This window comes from Candidatus Bipolaricaulota bacterium (assembly GCA_021159055.1).
Classification (GTDB): domain Bacteria; phylum Bipolaricaulota; class Bipolaricaulia; order UBA7950; family UBA9294; genus S016-54.
Genome location: JAGGSO010000036.1, coordinates 1 through 14,789 on the forward strand (window position 1 = coordinate 1; position 14,789 = coordinate 14,789).

At 62.3% G+C, this 14,789-nt stretch carries 14 protein-coding genes; 4 read left to right on the forward strand and 10 right to left on the reverse strand.

Annotated features, from left to right (window positions below):
* Positions 1–146: 146 nt before the first annotated feature.
* A complete protein-coding gene (locus J7J55_02075) occupies positions 147–1,790 on the forward strand; it encodes a phosphoenolpyruvate carboxykinase (ATP) (protein MCD6141492.1) in 1,644 nt (547 codons plus the stop codon).
* A gap of 60 nt (positions 1,791–1,850) precedes the next feature.
* On the opposite strand, the gene J7J55_02080 is transcribed toward J7J55_02075, so the two are convergent.
* The 3 genes from J7J55_02080 to J7J55_02090 are packed head-to-tail and all read right to left on the reverse strand — an operon-like array spanning position 1,851 to position 4,668.
* Positions 1,851–3,200 carry an NADP-dependent malic enzyme gene (locus J7J55_02080; GenBank protein ID MCD6141493.1) on the reverse strand — a complete coding sequence of 450 codons (1,350 nt, stop codon included), beginning with the start codon at positions 3,198–3,200 and terminating at the stop codon, positions 1,851–1,853.
* Between the two features lie 5 nt (positions 3,201–3,205).
* Positions 3,206–3,811, reverse strand: a complete 606-nt coding sequence (locus tag J7J55_02085) for a fumarate hydratase C-terminal domain-containing protein (protein ID MCD6141494.1) — start codon at positions 3,809–3,811, stop codon at positions 3,206–3,208.
* Positions 3,808–4,668: a fumarate hydratase gene (locus J7J55_02090; protein ID MCD6141495.1), complete on the reverse strand. Its 861-nt coding sequence runs from the start codon at positions 4,666–4,668 to the stop codon at positions 3,808–3,810. Before J7J55_02090 ends, J7J55_02085 begins: the two co-directional genes overlap by 4 nt.
* A 93-nt stretch (positions 4,669–4,761) precedes the next feature.
* Here J7J55_02090 and J7J55_02095 point away from each other — a divergent pair, with 93 nt between their 5' ends.
* On the forward strand, positions 4,762–6,000 hold the full coding sequence (locus J7J55_02095; protein MCD6141496.1) for a 2,3-bisphosphoglycerate-independent phosphoglycerate mutase: 1,239 nt from the start codon (positions 4,762–4,764) through the stop codon (positions 5,998–6,000).
* Between the two features lie 220 nt (positions 6,001–6,220).
* Here the strand turns inward: J7J55_02095 and J7J55_02100 are convergent, their stop codons facing one another.
* From J7J55_02100 to J7J55_02115, 4 genes are all read right to left on the reverse strand, one after another.
* Complete coding sequence (locus J7J55_02100) at positions 6,221–7,327, reverse strand: ABC transporter ATP-binding protein (GenBank protein MCD6141497.1); 1,107 nt, start codon at positions 7,325–7,327, stop codon at positions 6,221–6,223.
* 18 nt (positions 7,328–7,345) lie between these two features.
* Positions 7,346–8,206: a carbohydrate ABC transporter permease gene (locus J7J55_02105; GenBank protein MCD6141498.1), complete on the reverse strand. Its 861-nt coding sequence runs from the start codon at positions 8,204–8,206 to the stop codon at positions 7,346–7,348.
* A complete protein-coding gene (locus tag J7J55_02110; GenBank protein MCD6141499.1) occupies positions 8,196–9,071 on the reverse strand; it encodes a sugar ABC transporter permease in 876 nt (291 codons plus the stop codon). Before J7J55_02110 ends, J7J55_02105 begins: the two co-directional genes overlap by 11 nt.
* A gap of 61 nt (positions 9,072–9,132) precedes the next feature.
* A complete protein-coding gene (locus J7J55_02115; GenBank protein MCD6141500.1) occupies positions 9,133–10,362 on the reverse strand; it encodes an extracellular solute-binding protein in 1,230 nt (409 codons plus the stop codon).
* 408 nt (positions 10,363–10,770) lie between these two features.
* Here J7J55_02115 and J7J55_02120 point away from each other — a divergent pair, with 408 nt between their 5' ends.
* Positions 10,771–11,904: a glycosyltransferase family 4 protein gene (locus J7J55_02120; GenBank protein ID MCD6141501.1), complete on the forward strand. Its 1,134-nt coding sequence runs from the start codon at positions 10,771–10,773 to the stop codon at positions 11,902–11,904.
* Positions 11,905–11,939: 35 nt separating this feature from the next.
* Here J7J55_02120 and J7J55_02125 read toward each other — a convergent pair whose 3' ends face one another.
* A complete protein-coding gene (locus J7J55_02125; GenBank protein MCD6141502.1) occupies positions 11,940–12,767 on the reverse strand; it encodes a hypothetical protein in 828 nt (275 codons plus the stop codon).
* 12 nt (positions 12,768–12,779) lie between these two features.
* The gene (locus tag J7J55_02130; GenBank protein MCD6141503.1) at positions 12,780–13,292 is read right to left on the reverse strand and encodes a hypothetical protein; all 513 of its coding nucleotides are present in this window, start codon (positions 13,290–13,292) and stop codon (positions 12,780–12,782) included.
* 132 nt (positions 13,293–13,424) lie between these two features.
* Between J7J55_02130 and J7J55_02135 the strand changes: the two genes are divergently transcribed.
* Positions 13,425–14,597 carry a M20 family metallopeptidase gene (locus J7J55_02135; protein ID MCD6141504.1) on the forward strand — a complete coding sequence of 391 codons (1,173 nt, stop codon included), beginning with the start codon at positions 13,425–13,427 and terminating at the stop codon, positions 14,595–14,597.
* Here the strand turns inward: J7J55_02135 and J7J55_02140 are convergent.
* The coding region (locus tag J7J55_02140) for a dihydropyrimidine dehydrogenase (GenBank protein ID MCD6141505.1) at positions 14,594–14,789 on the reverse strand (196 nt) is incomplete at its 5' end. The genes J7J55_02135 and J7J55_02140 overlap by 4 nt on opposite strands.

A 14,789-nucleotide genomic window follows, 5' to 3' on the forward strand; every position in this document is an offset into this window, starting at 1 on the left:
GCAGCTCACCTTATTAGACCAGTTGCCAAAGTTGCACTTACGAGTTGAATCCGCGTTATACCCAAAAGCTTTGCTTTCTCGCACGGGTGCGCTATGATTCGATGCCCGCGTGATGCGGAGTAAGTAAGAAAGAGGATGAGGAGAGGATGGACTTTCATACGCACGTCGAATCGCTTCTGAATCGTCCCACCGTTTTTCAAAACCCGACCCGCAGGTTCATGATCGCGGAATCAGTCCGCCGCCGCGAGGCGATCATCCTTACAACCGGGGCGCTTGCCACCTGGACGCCGCCGGAGTCGACCGGGCGCAGCCCGCTCGACACCCTGACCGTCCGCCGCAAGGAGAGCGAGAAGAAGATCGACTGGGACTCCCCGAACAACATCCCGATCGACGAGGAGACGTTCGACATGGTCTTCGCGGATGCGATCGCCACTCTTAAGGGAAAGGACCAGATCTACATCACCGATCGCGTCCTCGGCGCCGATCCGGCCTACGCCCTCCCGGTCCGGACGATCACCGCGAGCTCCCTCACCGCACTGTTCACCGACAACATGTTCCGCCCGGTCCCGGATGGGATCGAGGAGAGCATCTTCGCGGAGCGGCCGTTCACCCTGTTGGTCCTTCCCTACGACAAGCTCGATCCGAAGCGGTATGAAGGCCGATTGCGGATCGATCCGCGGATCGGGGGGACCTCGACGATGGTGATCGGGATGGATTACGACCGGAGGATCGGGATCGTCTACGGCTCGGCCTACGGCGGCTCGGTGAAAAAGCTGATGTTCACCGTGATGAACTACCTCCTCCCAGGCGAGGGGATCCTCCCCCTCCACTGCTCGGCGAACGAGGGGCCGGACGGGGATACTGCGCTTCTGCTCGGGCTATCCGGCACCGGGAAGACGACCCTGTCGGCCGATCCCCACCGCGCCCTCCTCGGCGACGACGAGCACGGCTGGAGCGACAATGGGATCGCCAACTTCGAGAACGGCTGCTACGCCAAGCTGATCGATCTCGATCCGGACAAGGAGCCGGAGATCTACCGTGCCGTCTTCCATCCGGACCACTACCTCGATCACGGGGCGATCGTGGAGAACGCGATGGTCTACCCAGACGGGAGCTTCGACCTGTCCGACGATCGGCTCACCCCGAACTCCCGCGCCTCCTACCCGCTCACCTACCTTTCGAACGTCAAGCCGACCGCCCGCGGCGGGCACCCTAAGACGATCCTGTTCCTCACTGCCGATGCCAACGGGGTTCTCCCCCCGATCGCGCGGCTCACCCGGAATCAGGCGATGCTCTGGTTCCTGATGGGCTACACGAGCAAGCTCGCCGGGACCGAGACCGGGATCGTCGAGCCGAAGACGACCTTCTCCCGGTTCTTCGGCGAGCCGTTCATGCCGCGGAACCCCGACGTCTACGCGCGGATGCTCGGAGAGAAGATGGACCGGCACGGGACAGAGGTCTACCTCGTCAACACCGGCTGGTCGGGCGGGCCGTACGGGATCGGGAAGCGGATGGACATTCGACTCACCCGGGCAATGGTCGACGCCGCCCTGACCGGGAAGCTAGCTGAGGTCGAGTACGAGGAGGACAGGCGGTTTCACGTCCTCGTCCCCAAAAGCTGTCCCGGCGTCCCGGCCGAGATCCTCGACCCGAAGAGGACCTGGGAGGACAAGGAAGCGTACGAAGCGCGGGCCGACCGGCTCGCCGCCGAGTTCGCCGCCCACTTCGAGAAGGCGTACGGGAACAAGGGGATCGATCCGGCCGTTGCCGCCGAGTGTCCGGGGAGATGAAGCGAGGGGGACACCGAACCGCAGCCCAGGCGCTCGCCGCCGTGCGATGCGGGGGAACGGTCACTTCGCCTGAGGCGGGGGCGGTATGTGCCCTGTCTCCATCAGGATTCTCGTCTCCTGTTGGGCGTGGTGGATCTTCTCCTCCGCTGCGCGGCGCAGGGCGTCCGCGGTGAGGATGCGGCGGGCGATCCCCTGTTCGATCGCCGTCAGCCCAACGGCGACCGCCTCGTTGACGAATACCTCGGTCTCCATCATCGTGGGGATGATGTAGTCTTCGCTTAACCCCTTCTCCTCCGCCGTTTTGGCGATGGCGCGGGCGGCGGCGATCGCCATCTCGTCGGTGATTGTCTTCGCGAACACGTCGAGCGTCCCGCGGAAGATCCCAGGAAACCCGATCGAGTTGTTGATCTGGTTGGGGAAGTCCGATCTCCCGGTCCCGACGATCCGCACCCCGGCGGCCTTCGCCTCCCACGGCCAGAGCTCCGGGGTTGGGTTCGCCATGAAGAATCCGACCGCGTCCCGGTTCATCCCCTGGAGCCACTCCGGCGCGATCGTCCCCGGACCCGGGCGGGTGAACGAGATGACCACGTCCGCGCCGGCAAGGGCCTCGGGGATCCCGCCGCGGATTCGCCCGGCGTTGGTCTTGCTCAGCATCTCCCCGCGATGGGGGAAGAGCCGTTCGAGGTCCATGTCCGGGGTGAGGAGGCGCGGCCTTCCCTCCACCACGTCGACCGCGCGGATGTGCCCTGCCGGGACTCCTGCCTTGATCAGCACCCGCATGGTCGCGCTCCCCGCCGCTCCGACCCCGAGCTGGGCGACCTCCACCTCGGACAGGCGCTTGCCCACCAGCTTGAGGGCGTTCATCACCCCGGCAAGGACGACCGCCGCCGTCCCTTGCTGATCGTCGTGCCAGACCGGGATGTCGAGCTCGGCGCGCAGCCGCTCGAGGACGTAGAAGCACTTCGGGCTTGAGATGTCTTCCAGGTTGATCCCTCCGAACCCAGGAGCGATCCACTTCACCGCCTGGACGATCTCGTCCGGATCATGTGTGTCGAGCACGATCGGAAATGCCCCCACCCCGCCGAGGTACTTGAACAACAGGGCCTTCCCCTCCATCACCGGCAGCCCGGCGCGCGGTCCGATGTCCCCCAGCCCGAGGACGCGCGAGCCGTCGGAGACCACCGCGACCGCGTTCGCCTTGTTGGTGTACTCGAACACCTTGTCCGGGTCCTCCGCGATCTCCCGGCACGGGGCAGCCACCCCGGGTGTGTACCAGATTCCAAGGTCAGCAAATCCCGTCACCCCGCACTTTATCCCTGCTTCGATCTTCCCGCGGTAAAACGCATGCCACGTCGGGGCAAGCTTCCCCGGGACCTCTGCCCGGCGCTTGCGCTCGCCTTCGGGGATCATTTCCTTCATCGCGCCTCCTTCTCGATTCGTTGCATGATTTTCTTCATCCGTGCTGCGTTTTCCTCCTCGACGCCTCGGTACAGGTTCCCGCCTGCGGGATCAATGGTCACGAGGAGGGGACCGAACCGAGTGACGTGAAGGATCCACACCGCCTCCGCCATCCCGAGCTCCTCCAGGAAGAAGACACCCTCCACCCGGTCGATCGACCGCGCCGCCAGTGCCCCGGCACCGCCGGTGAAATGGGCGTAGACTCCACCGATCCGGGCCAACGCAGCGGCGGTCCCAGGCCCCATTCCCCCCTTCCCGATGACGATCCGCGGGCGGAACGCGGCGAGGAATCGCGGTTCATCCGGCTCCATCCGCATGCTCGTCGTCGGCCCGGCGGAAAGGACGTGCCAACCGGCCGCATCGCGCCGCACGAGCGGGCCGCAGTGGTAGAGCCCCATTCGGCTCGGGACGAACGGGAGCGGTCCGCCATGTTCGTGACGCGCGAGGAGCAATCGGTGTGCGGCATCGCGGGCGGTGAACACGCGCCCGGTAAGGTAGAACCGGTCCCCGGCGCGGAGGGTCGCCACCGCGTCCAAATCGTCCGGGAGCGCGATCGTCCTCATCCTTCCACCTCGATTCTTCCGTCGGAACGGAGCAACACGACCGCACGGCGGTCGGCCCAGCATTGGATCACGATCCCGACCGGAAGCGAAGCGGGATGGCGCATCGCGTACTCGACGTGCACCGCGAGCACGGTCGCCCTCCCGCCGAGGCCCATCGGCCCGATCCCCGTCTCGTTCAAGAGCGTGGTCAGTTCCCGCTCCAACGCGGCGACCCGCGCCTCTGGGTGCGGTTCTCCAACGCGGCGGAGAAGGGCCCGCTTCCCGAGCCGGAGCGCGGCATCCGCTCCTCCCCCGATCCCCACTCCGACGATCGTCGGAGGGCAGGGGAGCCCCTTGACCGCAGCGATGTGCTCGACCACCGCCCGCTTCACCCCGGCGATCCCAGCGCTTGGACGGAGGAGCCGGAGGGCGCAGGCGTTCTCACTCCCCCCTCCCTTGGGCAGGATCGCGATCTTTACCGCGTCCCCGGGGACGACCTCCCAGTCGATGAGCGGAATTCCCTGCCCGAGGTTGTTCCCGGGATTGTCGCCGGTGAACGGATCGACCGTGTTCGGCCGGAGCGGGATGCGTTCAGTTGCCTCCGCCACCGCGCGGGTGATCGCCGGGGTGATGATCCCAAGGTGAGGGCTGTCCGCTCCGGCAGCCACGAAGAACGTCGGGGTGCCGGTGTCCTGACAGATGGGGAGACCAGCGTCCCGGGCAAGGGCTGTGTTTTTCAGGATCGTCTCCAGCTCCTGTCTTGCGATCGGGGAGTCCTCACTATCTCGTGCTCGGGATAACGCGGCGATGACGTCGTCCGGAAGACGGGTCACCGCCGTCGTGAGTGCCGTTACCAACGCCTCCTTCAATCGATCCATATCCAGTTCTTACTCGAATCGGCCGGGAAATAAAAGTCCGCGTTGCATTCGCCGTTGGTCGGAGGTACAGTAACCGCAGCGAAAGGGGGAAATATGAAGGGAGTTTTTATCATTGCCGACGGGCTCGGCGGTCGGCCGAGCGATCTTGCGGGAAAGACGTGTCTCGAGGCGGCGCGCACTCCGAACCTGGACGAGCTTGCGCGGCGGGGGGCGATCGGGCTGATCGATCCGATCCGGCCCGGAGTGCGGCCAGGGAGCGACACCGCTCACCTCTCCCTTCTTGGCTACGACCCGTATGAGGTGTACACCGGGAGAGGGGTATACGAGTGTCTGGGGATCGGGATCGACGTCGAGCCTGGTGACGTCTGCTTCCGTGCCAACTTCGCCACCGTGGAGGAGACCCCGGACGGGCTCAAGCTGCTCGACCGCCGCGCCGGACGGATCGAATCGGGGCAGGAGGCCCTGGCGCAGGCCCTGACGCAGATCGAGCTTTCTGATGGGGTGAAATTCGCGTTCAAGGCGAGCACGCAGCACCGGGGGGCGCTGCGCCTGCGCGGGGAGGGGCTCACCCGCCACGTGAGCGAGAACGATCCGCACAAGACCGGGGTGGTGATCCCGGACGCACAGCCGCTGTCCGACGAGCCGGGAGCGCGGCGGACCGCGGCGGCGGTGAACGAGTTCACCCGCAAGAGCTACGAGGTTTTGAAGGACCATCCGGTGAACCGGGAGAGGATCGCGGCGGGTAAGCCGCCGGCGAACATCGTCCTGTTGCGGGGGGCGGCCGACCTTCCCCACCTCGAGCCGATCGCGAAGGTCTATAAGGTGCGCGGTGCGGTGATCGCCGGGGCCGCTCTGTACCGCGGGGTCGCCCTTGCCTGCGGAATGACCCGGATCGATGCGCCGGGAGCGACCGGCGGGGTGGATACAGATCTCGTCTCCAAGGCGAAGACCGCGATCGAGGCGCTGAATGAGCTGGACTACGTCTTCATCCACGTTAAGGGGACGGATAACAAGGGACACGATCAGGATGCCGAGGGGAAGATGCGGTTCATCGAGCGGATCGACGCTGAGCTTATCGGCACATTGATGGAAAAGCTCGATTGGAGCGAGACCCACCTCGCGTTCACCGGTGACCACACCACCCCGATCGACTACGGTGATCACACCGCCGAGCCGGTTCCGATCCTGTACGTTGGGCCGAACGTGCGCACCGACGCCACAACCGAGTTCGGGGAGCGGGCTGCCGGCCGCGGTGGGCTCGGGCGCTGGTCCGGACGCGCCCTCCCGATTTTGTTCAACTACAACAATTGGGCTCCGAAGTTCGGATCTTGACGCTCAACCAATGAAGACGGAATAGGTACACAGGAGAGGGACTCACGCAGGGGAGCGCTGCAAAGCTCATCGCCGCGGACTCCTAAGGAGGGCGGACTTGCCGTGGCACTCGGGGTGGCGAACCTGAACACGATGGCCGGGCAAAACGCCCGGCTTTGCACTGCGATAGCACAAACCGATCCAGTGCAATGACAGTCCCATCCAGCATTGAGCCGCCGGCTCAGTTGATGCGCTCCCCTGTCTCCTCGTCGAACAGATGGATCCGCGCGTGATTGAACTTGAGCTCCACCGACTGCCCGGGCGCAACTGGCATGGTCGCGTCCACCACGGACTTGAAGATCAACCCTTCCCCGAGCTTGAACGAGACGATCTGCTGCGGGCCTTGTGGTTCCACCACGAACACCTCGGCCGAGAAATCCCCCTTCCCCTCCGGGAGGATCATCAGATCCTCCGGTCGCACTCCTAGTGTCACCTCGCGACCGGTATGTGCTCGCAATCGGTCCGCCAGCTCGGCAGGGAGGAAGAACTCAAAGTGGGGAGACACAAGGGACAACCGTCCATCCTCCTCCTGCACCTGAACGGTGAGCATGTTCATCGGCGGGGTGCCGATAAACCCAGCGACGAACCGATTGGTCGGGTGGAAATAGATCTCCTGTGGAGTACCTAATTGAGATCCCTGCCCCTTCTCCATCACCATTATCCGGTCCGCCATTCCCATCGCCTCGGACTGGTCGTGGGTGACGTAGATAGAGGTAGACCCCGCCTGCTCGTGGATGTGCTTCAGTTCAGTGCGCATCTGGATCCTGAGCTTGGCGTCTAGGTTGGAGAGGGGCTCGTCGTACAGGAATACCTGCGGCTTGACCGCCAGGGCGCGGGCGAGAGCGACGCGCTGTCTTTGTCCTCCGGAGAGTTGTGTCGGATAGCGGTTGAGGAGCTCTTCGATCGCTACCATCCGCGCCACTTCGTGCACCACCGCGTCGATCTCCCGCTTCCCCAACTTGGATGCCTTGTGCCGGCGGTAGCGGAGGCCGAACGCAATGTTGTCGTACACCTTCATGTGCGGCCAGACGGCGTAGCTCTGGAAGACCATGGAGATGTCCCGGTCGCGCGGCGGGAGGAGGTTCACCAATCGGTCCCCGATGTAGATCGCCCCCGCGGTCGGCTCCTCCAGCCCGGCGATCATCCGCAGGGTCGTCGTCTTTCCGCACCCGGAGGGTCCGAGCATGACGATGAACTCCCGGTCCCTAATCTCAAGGTCGAAGTCGCGGACCGCCCAGACCCGCTTCCCGAAGCGCTTACTCACTCCCTGCAGCTTAACCTCCGCCATCGTCAGACTCTCCTTCCATCATATTCTCACCCCGCCCCACATCTGGATGATATACCGCTTGATGAAGAACGCGAATATCAGCGCCGGGAACGCCATGAACGCCCCGCCGGCGCTCTGAAGGTGGATCGAGCCGGCCGCATCGGCAACCGTGTGGTAGGTGACCGCTGCCAGGGTGGGATTGGACTGGGTCATGATGGTGGCGATCACCGTCTCGTTCCACGCCCCGATGAACGTGTAGATCGCCGCCGCGGCCAGGCCCGGGGCAGCGAGCGGGAGGGTGATGTGCAAGAACGCGCCAACCCGGCTCATCCCGAGGACCATCGCCTGTTCCTCCATCTCCACCGAGATCCCCATGAATATGCTCGCTGTGATCCAGATGGTGAGTCCGATGTTCCCCACCCCGTAGTTCAAGGCAAGGGCGATCGGGAAGGGGGTGTCGTACATCCCGAACCGCATGAACATCACCGCCATCGGGATCGTCAGGGCAACTGCGGGATACATCCGCACGAACAACACGCTCAGCTTGAGGGCGTTCCGCCCCCGGAACCGGAACCGGGCGAACGCGTACCCGGCCATCCCCCCGATGGAGAGAGCGATCGCGATCGTCACCAGCGCTACCTCCACCGAGCGTACGATCGATGGGAGGATCTTCGGGTTGATCAGCAAGAAGAAACGGTAGTTCTCCAGCGTAACATGGTGTGGGTATAAGCTAAGCGGCCAGGTGTACGCCTCCGCTTTCGGCATGAACGAGAGCATGAACAGGAAGTAAACCGGGACGAGGATGAAGCAAGCGAGCCCGGCCACCGCCAGGTAGAGGATCGTCTTCCCCGCCAGCTTGCGCCAGTTGACCCCGATAGCGACCACGTTATCAGCCGACATTCTCCTCCCTCCCTTCCCGGAACGACCCGGAGAGCCATAGGTAAATAACAGTTAACGTAACAATAATCGCTGCTATGACTAAAGCGTACGCTGCCCCCAGCTCCCGCTGATGCAATTGGGTGAAGTAATACACCGTTTCCTCAACCAGGGTGGGTAGGTTTCGGTACCCGAAGATAACGGTGACGATGACGAATATCTGCACCGCTCCGATCGCCCGCAATATGAGCGCGGTCTGAATGCTCGGTTTAAGGAGCGGCAGGGTTATCTTGTGCAGTGTCTGAAACCGATTTGCTCCGAACAGGCGCGCTGCCTCACCATACTCCTTGGAGATCCCTTGCAGCCCAGCGAGGAGGATGATCATCACGCTCGGGAGCCCGCGCCACGCCTCAGCGAGGACGAGGAGCCCGATCCACCGCGCCGTCTTCCCGAACGCGAGCCACATCATCGGATGTTGGGCGGACATGACGCCCATGTGGACGAGGATCGAGTTGATCCAACCGTGGTAGGTGTATCCGGTCGCCCACATCGCCCCGTAGCTGATCTCGGGTAGGACCATCGGGATCAATGCGATGAATAGGAATAGTGATGAGCCACGAAAGTTAGTATTTATTAAGAGCGCGACCGCCAGGGCGAGGAGGAACTCCGCCGTGACCGATACTGCAAGGAAGATAAACGTCACCCAGATCGCCTGATAGAAATAAGGGTCAGAGAAGACGTCGCGGAAGTACTGCAGGGTGAAGCCATTCGGGCCAGTAAACGCAAGCTTTATCCCGCTGAACGCCGGCACCGCCCAGAACACGATGTAATAGATCAGGGTGGGCAAAATAAGAAAATACGGATAATACCGCGCTAGATTCCTTTTCACCTTTTTTCCAACCTTAAAAAGCGGGGAGGGCGGACACCGCCCTCCCCATAATTTAACTCGACTACTTGTACTGCGCGTCGATAACCGACTGCTGCATGTTGAGGAAGTTCACGTCCACACCCTTGTTCCGGGCGCAGATGTAGTAGAACGAGTCCTCGTATGCTTGCTTCACGACGCCCCAGTCTCCGCCGGGAGCGGTCGGTCCCGGGATGAACGCGACGATACCGCTCATCCCAGCGTTACCGGTGGCGATGATGTCGCGCGACGGGCCCGGAGGCATGCGGTCGACCGCTTCCTTGACCGCGGGGATGAACGAGAGGTTCTCCGCGATCTTCGCCTGGATCTCCGGGCGAGTCATAAACTCGACGAACTTCCGGGCAAGGGCCGGATGCGGCGCGTCTTTTACTACGGCGATGCTGTTGTTGCCGGCGACGCTCCCCCGGTCTACCGGACCGTACGGAACCGGAGCGAGGGTGAACTTGGACGGGTCCGCCAGGTAGACCTGTCCGGCGCGGGCGATATGGGTGATAGCAAGCCAAACCTCCTCACGAAGCATCGGATCGATCACCGACTTGTAAGTCGTCCACGCGTCGTTGATGTACGGGTACATCGAGTGCCACATCTCCCATGCCTTCTGGGCTTCAGGAGAGTTAACGTCCGGGAACCCGCCGCCGTAAGCGAGGACGGACGAGCCAACGATGTAGGTGAGGAGCCCCATCCGCACGCCGGGAACAGCGAACATCTTGTTACCGGTCTTGTCGTAGATATTCTTCGCCCAAGCGACGAGCTGATCATAGGTGATGGAGTTAAGGCTCACCCCCTCCGGGAGGTAGTCGAGCGCCTTCCGGTTGATGATGAGCGCGTAATCGTCACCGGCGAACGGGATGAAATACTGCTTGCCATCGAAGTTCCCCTGCTTCAGGAAGCCGGCGCTCAGGGTCCGATTCGGGGCAACCGTGTCCATGTCGTTCGTCAGGTCAGCGACCACATCGGCCTTCACCAGGTTGGCGAAGTTCGAGACGTAGGTGAGGATCACGTCCAGCGTGGTGTTACCGGCCTGCTTCTGGGCGGTCAGTTTGTCCAGTTGCTCCGAATCTGACAGGATCTCGAAGTCAACCTTTACTCCCGGATTCTCCTTCTCGAACAGCGGGATGATCTGCTCGCGGATGAACTTCTGCTCATCCGGCGGGCTGAACACGCGCGAAGCCACGTTTAGAGTCTGTCCATAGGCGAGCGTCGTCGCCGTGATCAAAAGTGAGAACGCAAGGCCAATGATCAATAGCTTTTTCATCTTTTTCCTCCTTTTTACTTCGTGCCCCTGTATTGCCTCCTCAAAGCGAAGTTTCCTCTATGCGACCACCCCCTTTGATGAGAACTTTGAACGGCTGATACGTTGGACTCCCTTGATGAACGAAATGTTGCAGTACACGATAAACGGAATAAAGACGGGAAAGCGGGTGCTTCGTTTACTTTTGCGGAACGAAGTTCTGTGCCGTTTCCCATAGACCCTCCGCACATGCAGATTTGTCACTACAAATATAGCATCGATGCGCGGGAGAGTCAAGCTTGTCCGGGATGCCTGGTTGAACTAGAATAATCGAGCGATGCAAACCGTTGATCAACTACCGATCGAGGCCCACTCTAGCAGCTACTCACTCCTCGGTCATGGCGGCCAGCTCAAGTGCAACAAGGAGGATGCATGAAGATCGGCCTTTTCTCCGATGCCTACCTCCCGGAGATAAGCGGGGTGACGAGCGTCGTCTCCTGGCTCAAGCGGGAGCTGGAACGGAACGGACATGAAGTCCATATCTACGTCCCCGCATACGCCGGGCCCCAGGAGAGGGAATCCCGAGTGTATCGTTTCCGCTCACGTCGGTTTATCTTCCATAAAGCGAGCCGTGTCGCCCTTCCATACAACCGCAGGGCGACACGCACTTTCAAGCGCCTCGACATCATCCACAGTCATACCCCGTTCTCTCTCGGGCTCGTCGCCCTGGGAGCGTCGGCCCGCTACCGTATTCCCCACATCCACACCTACCACACCCATCTCGTCGCCTACCGCCACTACCTTCCGTTCCCCCTGCGCCCGCCGAAGCGGACGACCGCGGAACTGGCAGCGTGGTTCTGCAACCGATGCACCGCGGTAACCGTCCCGTCGAATCCGATGCGGGAGGAACTTCTCGGTTACGGGGTGAAACGACCGATTCACGTGCTTCCGTTCGGGGTCGACCAGGAGTTGTTCCACCGTCCGCCGGTTTGGGATCCGCGGGAGTCCCTCGGGATCGATCCCTCTGTTCGTCTCTACCTCTACGCCGGCAGGCTCGCCGCGGAGAAGAACCTCGACTTTCTCCTGCGCGCTTACAAGCGCATCCACGCGGTTGATCGGGATTCCGTGCTCGTCCTCGCCGGGGATGGGCCGCGCCGTCTCGCGTTGGAGCGACTGGTGCACGAGGAGGGATTGGAGAAGGCAGTAGTCTTTACCGGATTCCTCGATCATCCCCGCCTCGTCGACCTGTACAAGGCGGCCGATCTGTTCATCTTCGCCTCCAAAACCGAGACCGAGGGACTCGTCCTGGTGGAGGCAATGGCCGGGGGAACGCCGCCGGTGGCGATCGGGGAGATGGGGGTGTTAGACGTGGTGGAGGATGGAGTGAGCGGCCTCCTCGTCCCAGAGGACGAAGAGAAGTTCGCCCAAACCGTCCTCTCTCTGATGGATGACCCCGCCCGCTACCGCAAGCTCCAAGAAGGGGCCCTCAAGCGGGCAAAGGAACTGTCGGTGCAGAATGCGACGCAGAAGCTGATCGAGATCTACACGCAATACGCGAAAAAATAGGCCGGGGGAGGACTCCCCCGGCCGTTGTGCTCTCTCTAGAACTGCAGATCCTTCTCGAACACGGCGAAGTAGCGCTGTGGATCCTCGCCGTCCGGGCGGTAGATGATCGTTGTCATGTAGAAGTAGTAAGTGCCGGATTGGAGCCAGTCAGGCGCCTCCCACGTCTCCTCATGGCGGTAGGAGTTATCCGGGAGCATGGTATGCGGATGCCATACCATCTGCCCGACGATGTATCCGTCCTGATCGGTAATCTGCATGAACCCATACATCTGCTCCGTATCGGCGTGCACGTTCCCGTCGTTGGTTATCAGTCCATCGCAGTGGATCAGCCGCGGATTTCCCACGTCTTGCCACACCCGGAAGTCCTTGAACGTGAAGTGGGGCGCGGCGTCACCACCGGGGTTGAGGAGGAACAGGGACGCCACCTGAGCGGTGACCACCACCTGCGCCTCGCTCGCGGACGGCGGCTCCACCTTGAACACAGCCGCTGCATATCTACCACCGTATGGATCGAGGTCCTCCGGCATCGTCACCGTGTAGTTGAAAACCACGCTCTCCCCCGGTCCAATCTGTTGCTTATTTGGGGTGATCGTGAGGACTTCTCGCCCGGAGTACTTGTAGTTATCGATCGATGGGTCGAGAAGGACCGGCACCCCTTCCGGGGAAGTAAACCCGCGCACCACCGCCTCGACTACGACCGACTCGTCACTGGTATTCTCTACCGTGATCTCCCCAGTGTACGACGCTCCGGGCGGGAGGAGGATCTCGGTGACTGCCGGGGAGATGGAGACCCCCGTAGCAAGGGCCAGCGCCGAGACCAAGGCTACGATTAAAAGCGCAATTGGAAGTGCTCGTTTAACCATAGCTCACCTCCTTTACAGCGCTGCGATAGCGGTGAACGCGATCTTTAACTTCCCTTCACCGGCCGGGACGGAGAAATCGACGGCGAGCTTGTACTCCACCTTGATCTCTTCGCCCATGGTCAAGCCATCCTCGTTCTTGACGATCGTCATCTGGCCGGGCCTGGGAACGGTCCAATCGTCGATCCCCTGTCCGCTCCCCGGAGCCTTGGACCGGATGAAGAACTTCCCGTTCTTGATAAGATCGTAATCGCCGATCATGAAGTTCCCGATCTCAGCGACGATTGAATAACGCGGAGCGTTCGTCTTTACGGAAAGAACGGTCTCCGCTGTATCCTCCGGGTTGTTGAGCGGATCGACGTTAAAGCTGATCTCATCTCCGCTCTCGATCGAAAGGAGGATCTGCCCGGCAACGCGTGCTCTAACCTCCACCCCTGGGCCCTTCTGCCTTTTGGCGGCAAACGCGGAGCCAGCGAGCGCAAGGACCAACAACACTACAAGGCCAGTTACCAACCAACCTTTCTTCATCTACCTCACCTCCTTAGTGATTTACGTAGTGATTATTCCGCATAGACTGTCGGTTTAGACATCACCCTTGGCGCAATGAGGTGGAAGGGAGCGTTATCAGTTATCATCAGGCGATCACCGAAAGGAGGACGGATGGACGAACTGAAGGAAGCGGTACGGGATAACGTCGATCGAATCGCGGATAGGCTGATCGAGGTGGCGCGTGACATCCATGAACACCCGGAGCTCAAGTTCGCGGAGCATCACGCCGCCGACCTCCTCGCCACGGAGCTCAAGAAAGCCGGATTTGCCGTGGAACTCGGAGTGGCGGGCCTGGAGACGGCGATTCGGGCCGAGCATCCTGCCGTGAGCGACGGGCCAACCGTGGCGATCCTGGGGGAGTACGATGCTCTCCCTGAACTCGGGCACGCCTGCGGCCACAACCTGATCGCCGCCGCCGGTCTTGGCGCGGCTCTCGCCGTCGGCGCGGTGAAGGACCGGCTCCCGGGGCGGCTCCTCTTTTTCGGAACCCCGGGCGAGGAAGGAGGAGGCGGGAAGGTGATCATGGTCGAGGCCGGACTGTTCGACGGAGTCGACGCGGCGATGATGTTTCATCCGTCCTCACACACGGTGGTCGACCGGGGGAGCCTGGCGTTCATCGAGGTGGTGATCGAGTTCCACGGGAAGGCAGCACATGCCTCGGGATCGCCGGAGAAGGGGATAAACGCCCTCGATGCGGTGATCCAGACGTTCAACTCATTAAACGCCCTGCGCCAGCACATCAAGGACGGGGCGCGGATCCACGGGATCATCACCGACGGCGGGGCCAAGCCGAACATCGTCCCCGAGCACGCCGCCGCCAATTTTTACGTTCGCGCCCCGGAGAACGAGTACCGCGACGAGCTGCTGGAGAAGCTGCGCGCCTGTGCAGAGGGGGCGGCCCTCGCCACCGGAGCGCGGCTTGAGTTCAAGGTCGTCGGCCATTCGTACAAGGCGATGAAACCGAACCGCGCCCTCGGGGAGGCGTTCGCCAGGAATCTGGAGGCCCTCGGCGAGCCCCTCTCTCCACCCAAGCCGGATGAGGGGATGGGATCGACAGATATGGGAGACGTCTCCCAGGTCGTCCCGGCGATCCACGCCTACATCAAGATATGCGACGAGAGTGTCGCGGGTCACTCGCGCGAGTTCGCGGCGGCCTCCATCTCCGCCCGCGGGCTGGAGGCGATGCTGATCGCGGCCAAGGCGCTCGGGATGACCGCGGTCGACGTCCTCACTGATCCCGAGCTCGTAAGGCGGATGAAGGAGGAGTTCGCGGAAGAGGATTAACCCTTACTCCGCAGATAGCGGTCGATCGCCGCAGCGGCGCGCTTGCCAGCTCCCATCGCCTGGATCACCGTGGCGGCACCGGTGACGATGTCGCCCCCGGCGAACACCCCTTCCTTGCTCGTCTGTCCGGTCTCCGGATCGGCGACGATGTTCCCTTTGCGGGTGAGCTCGAGCCCGGGGGTGGTGCGGGGG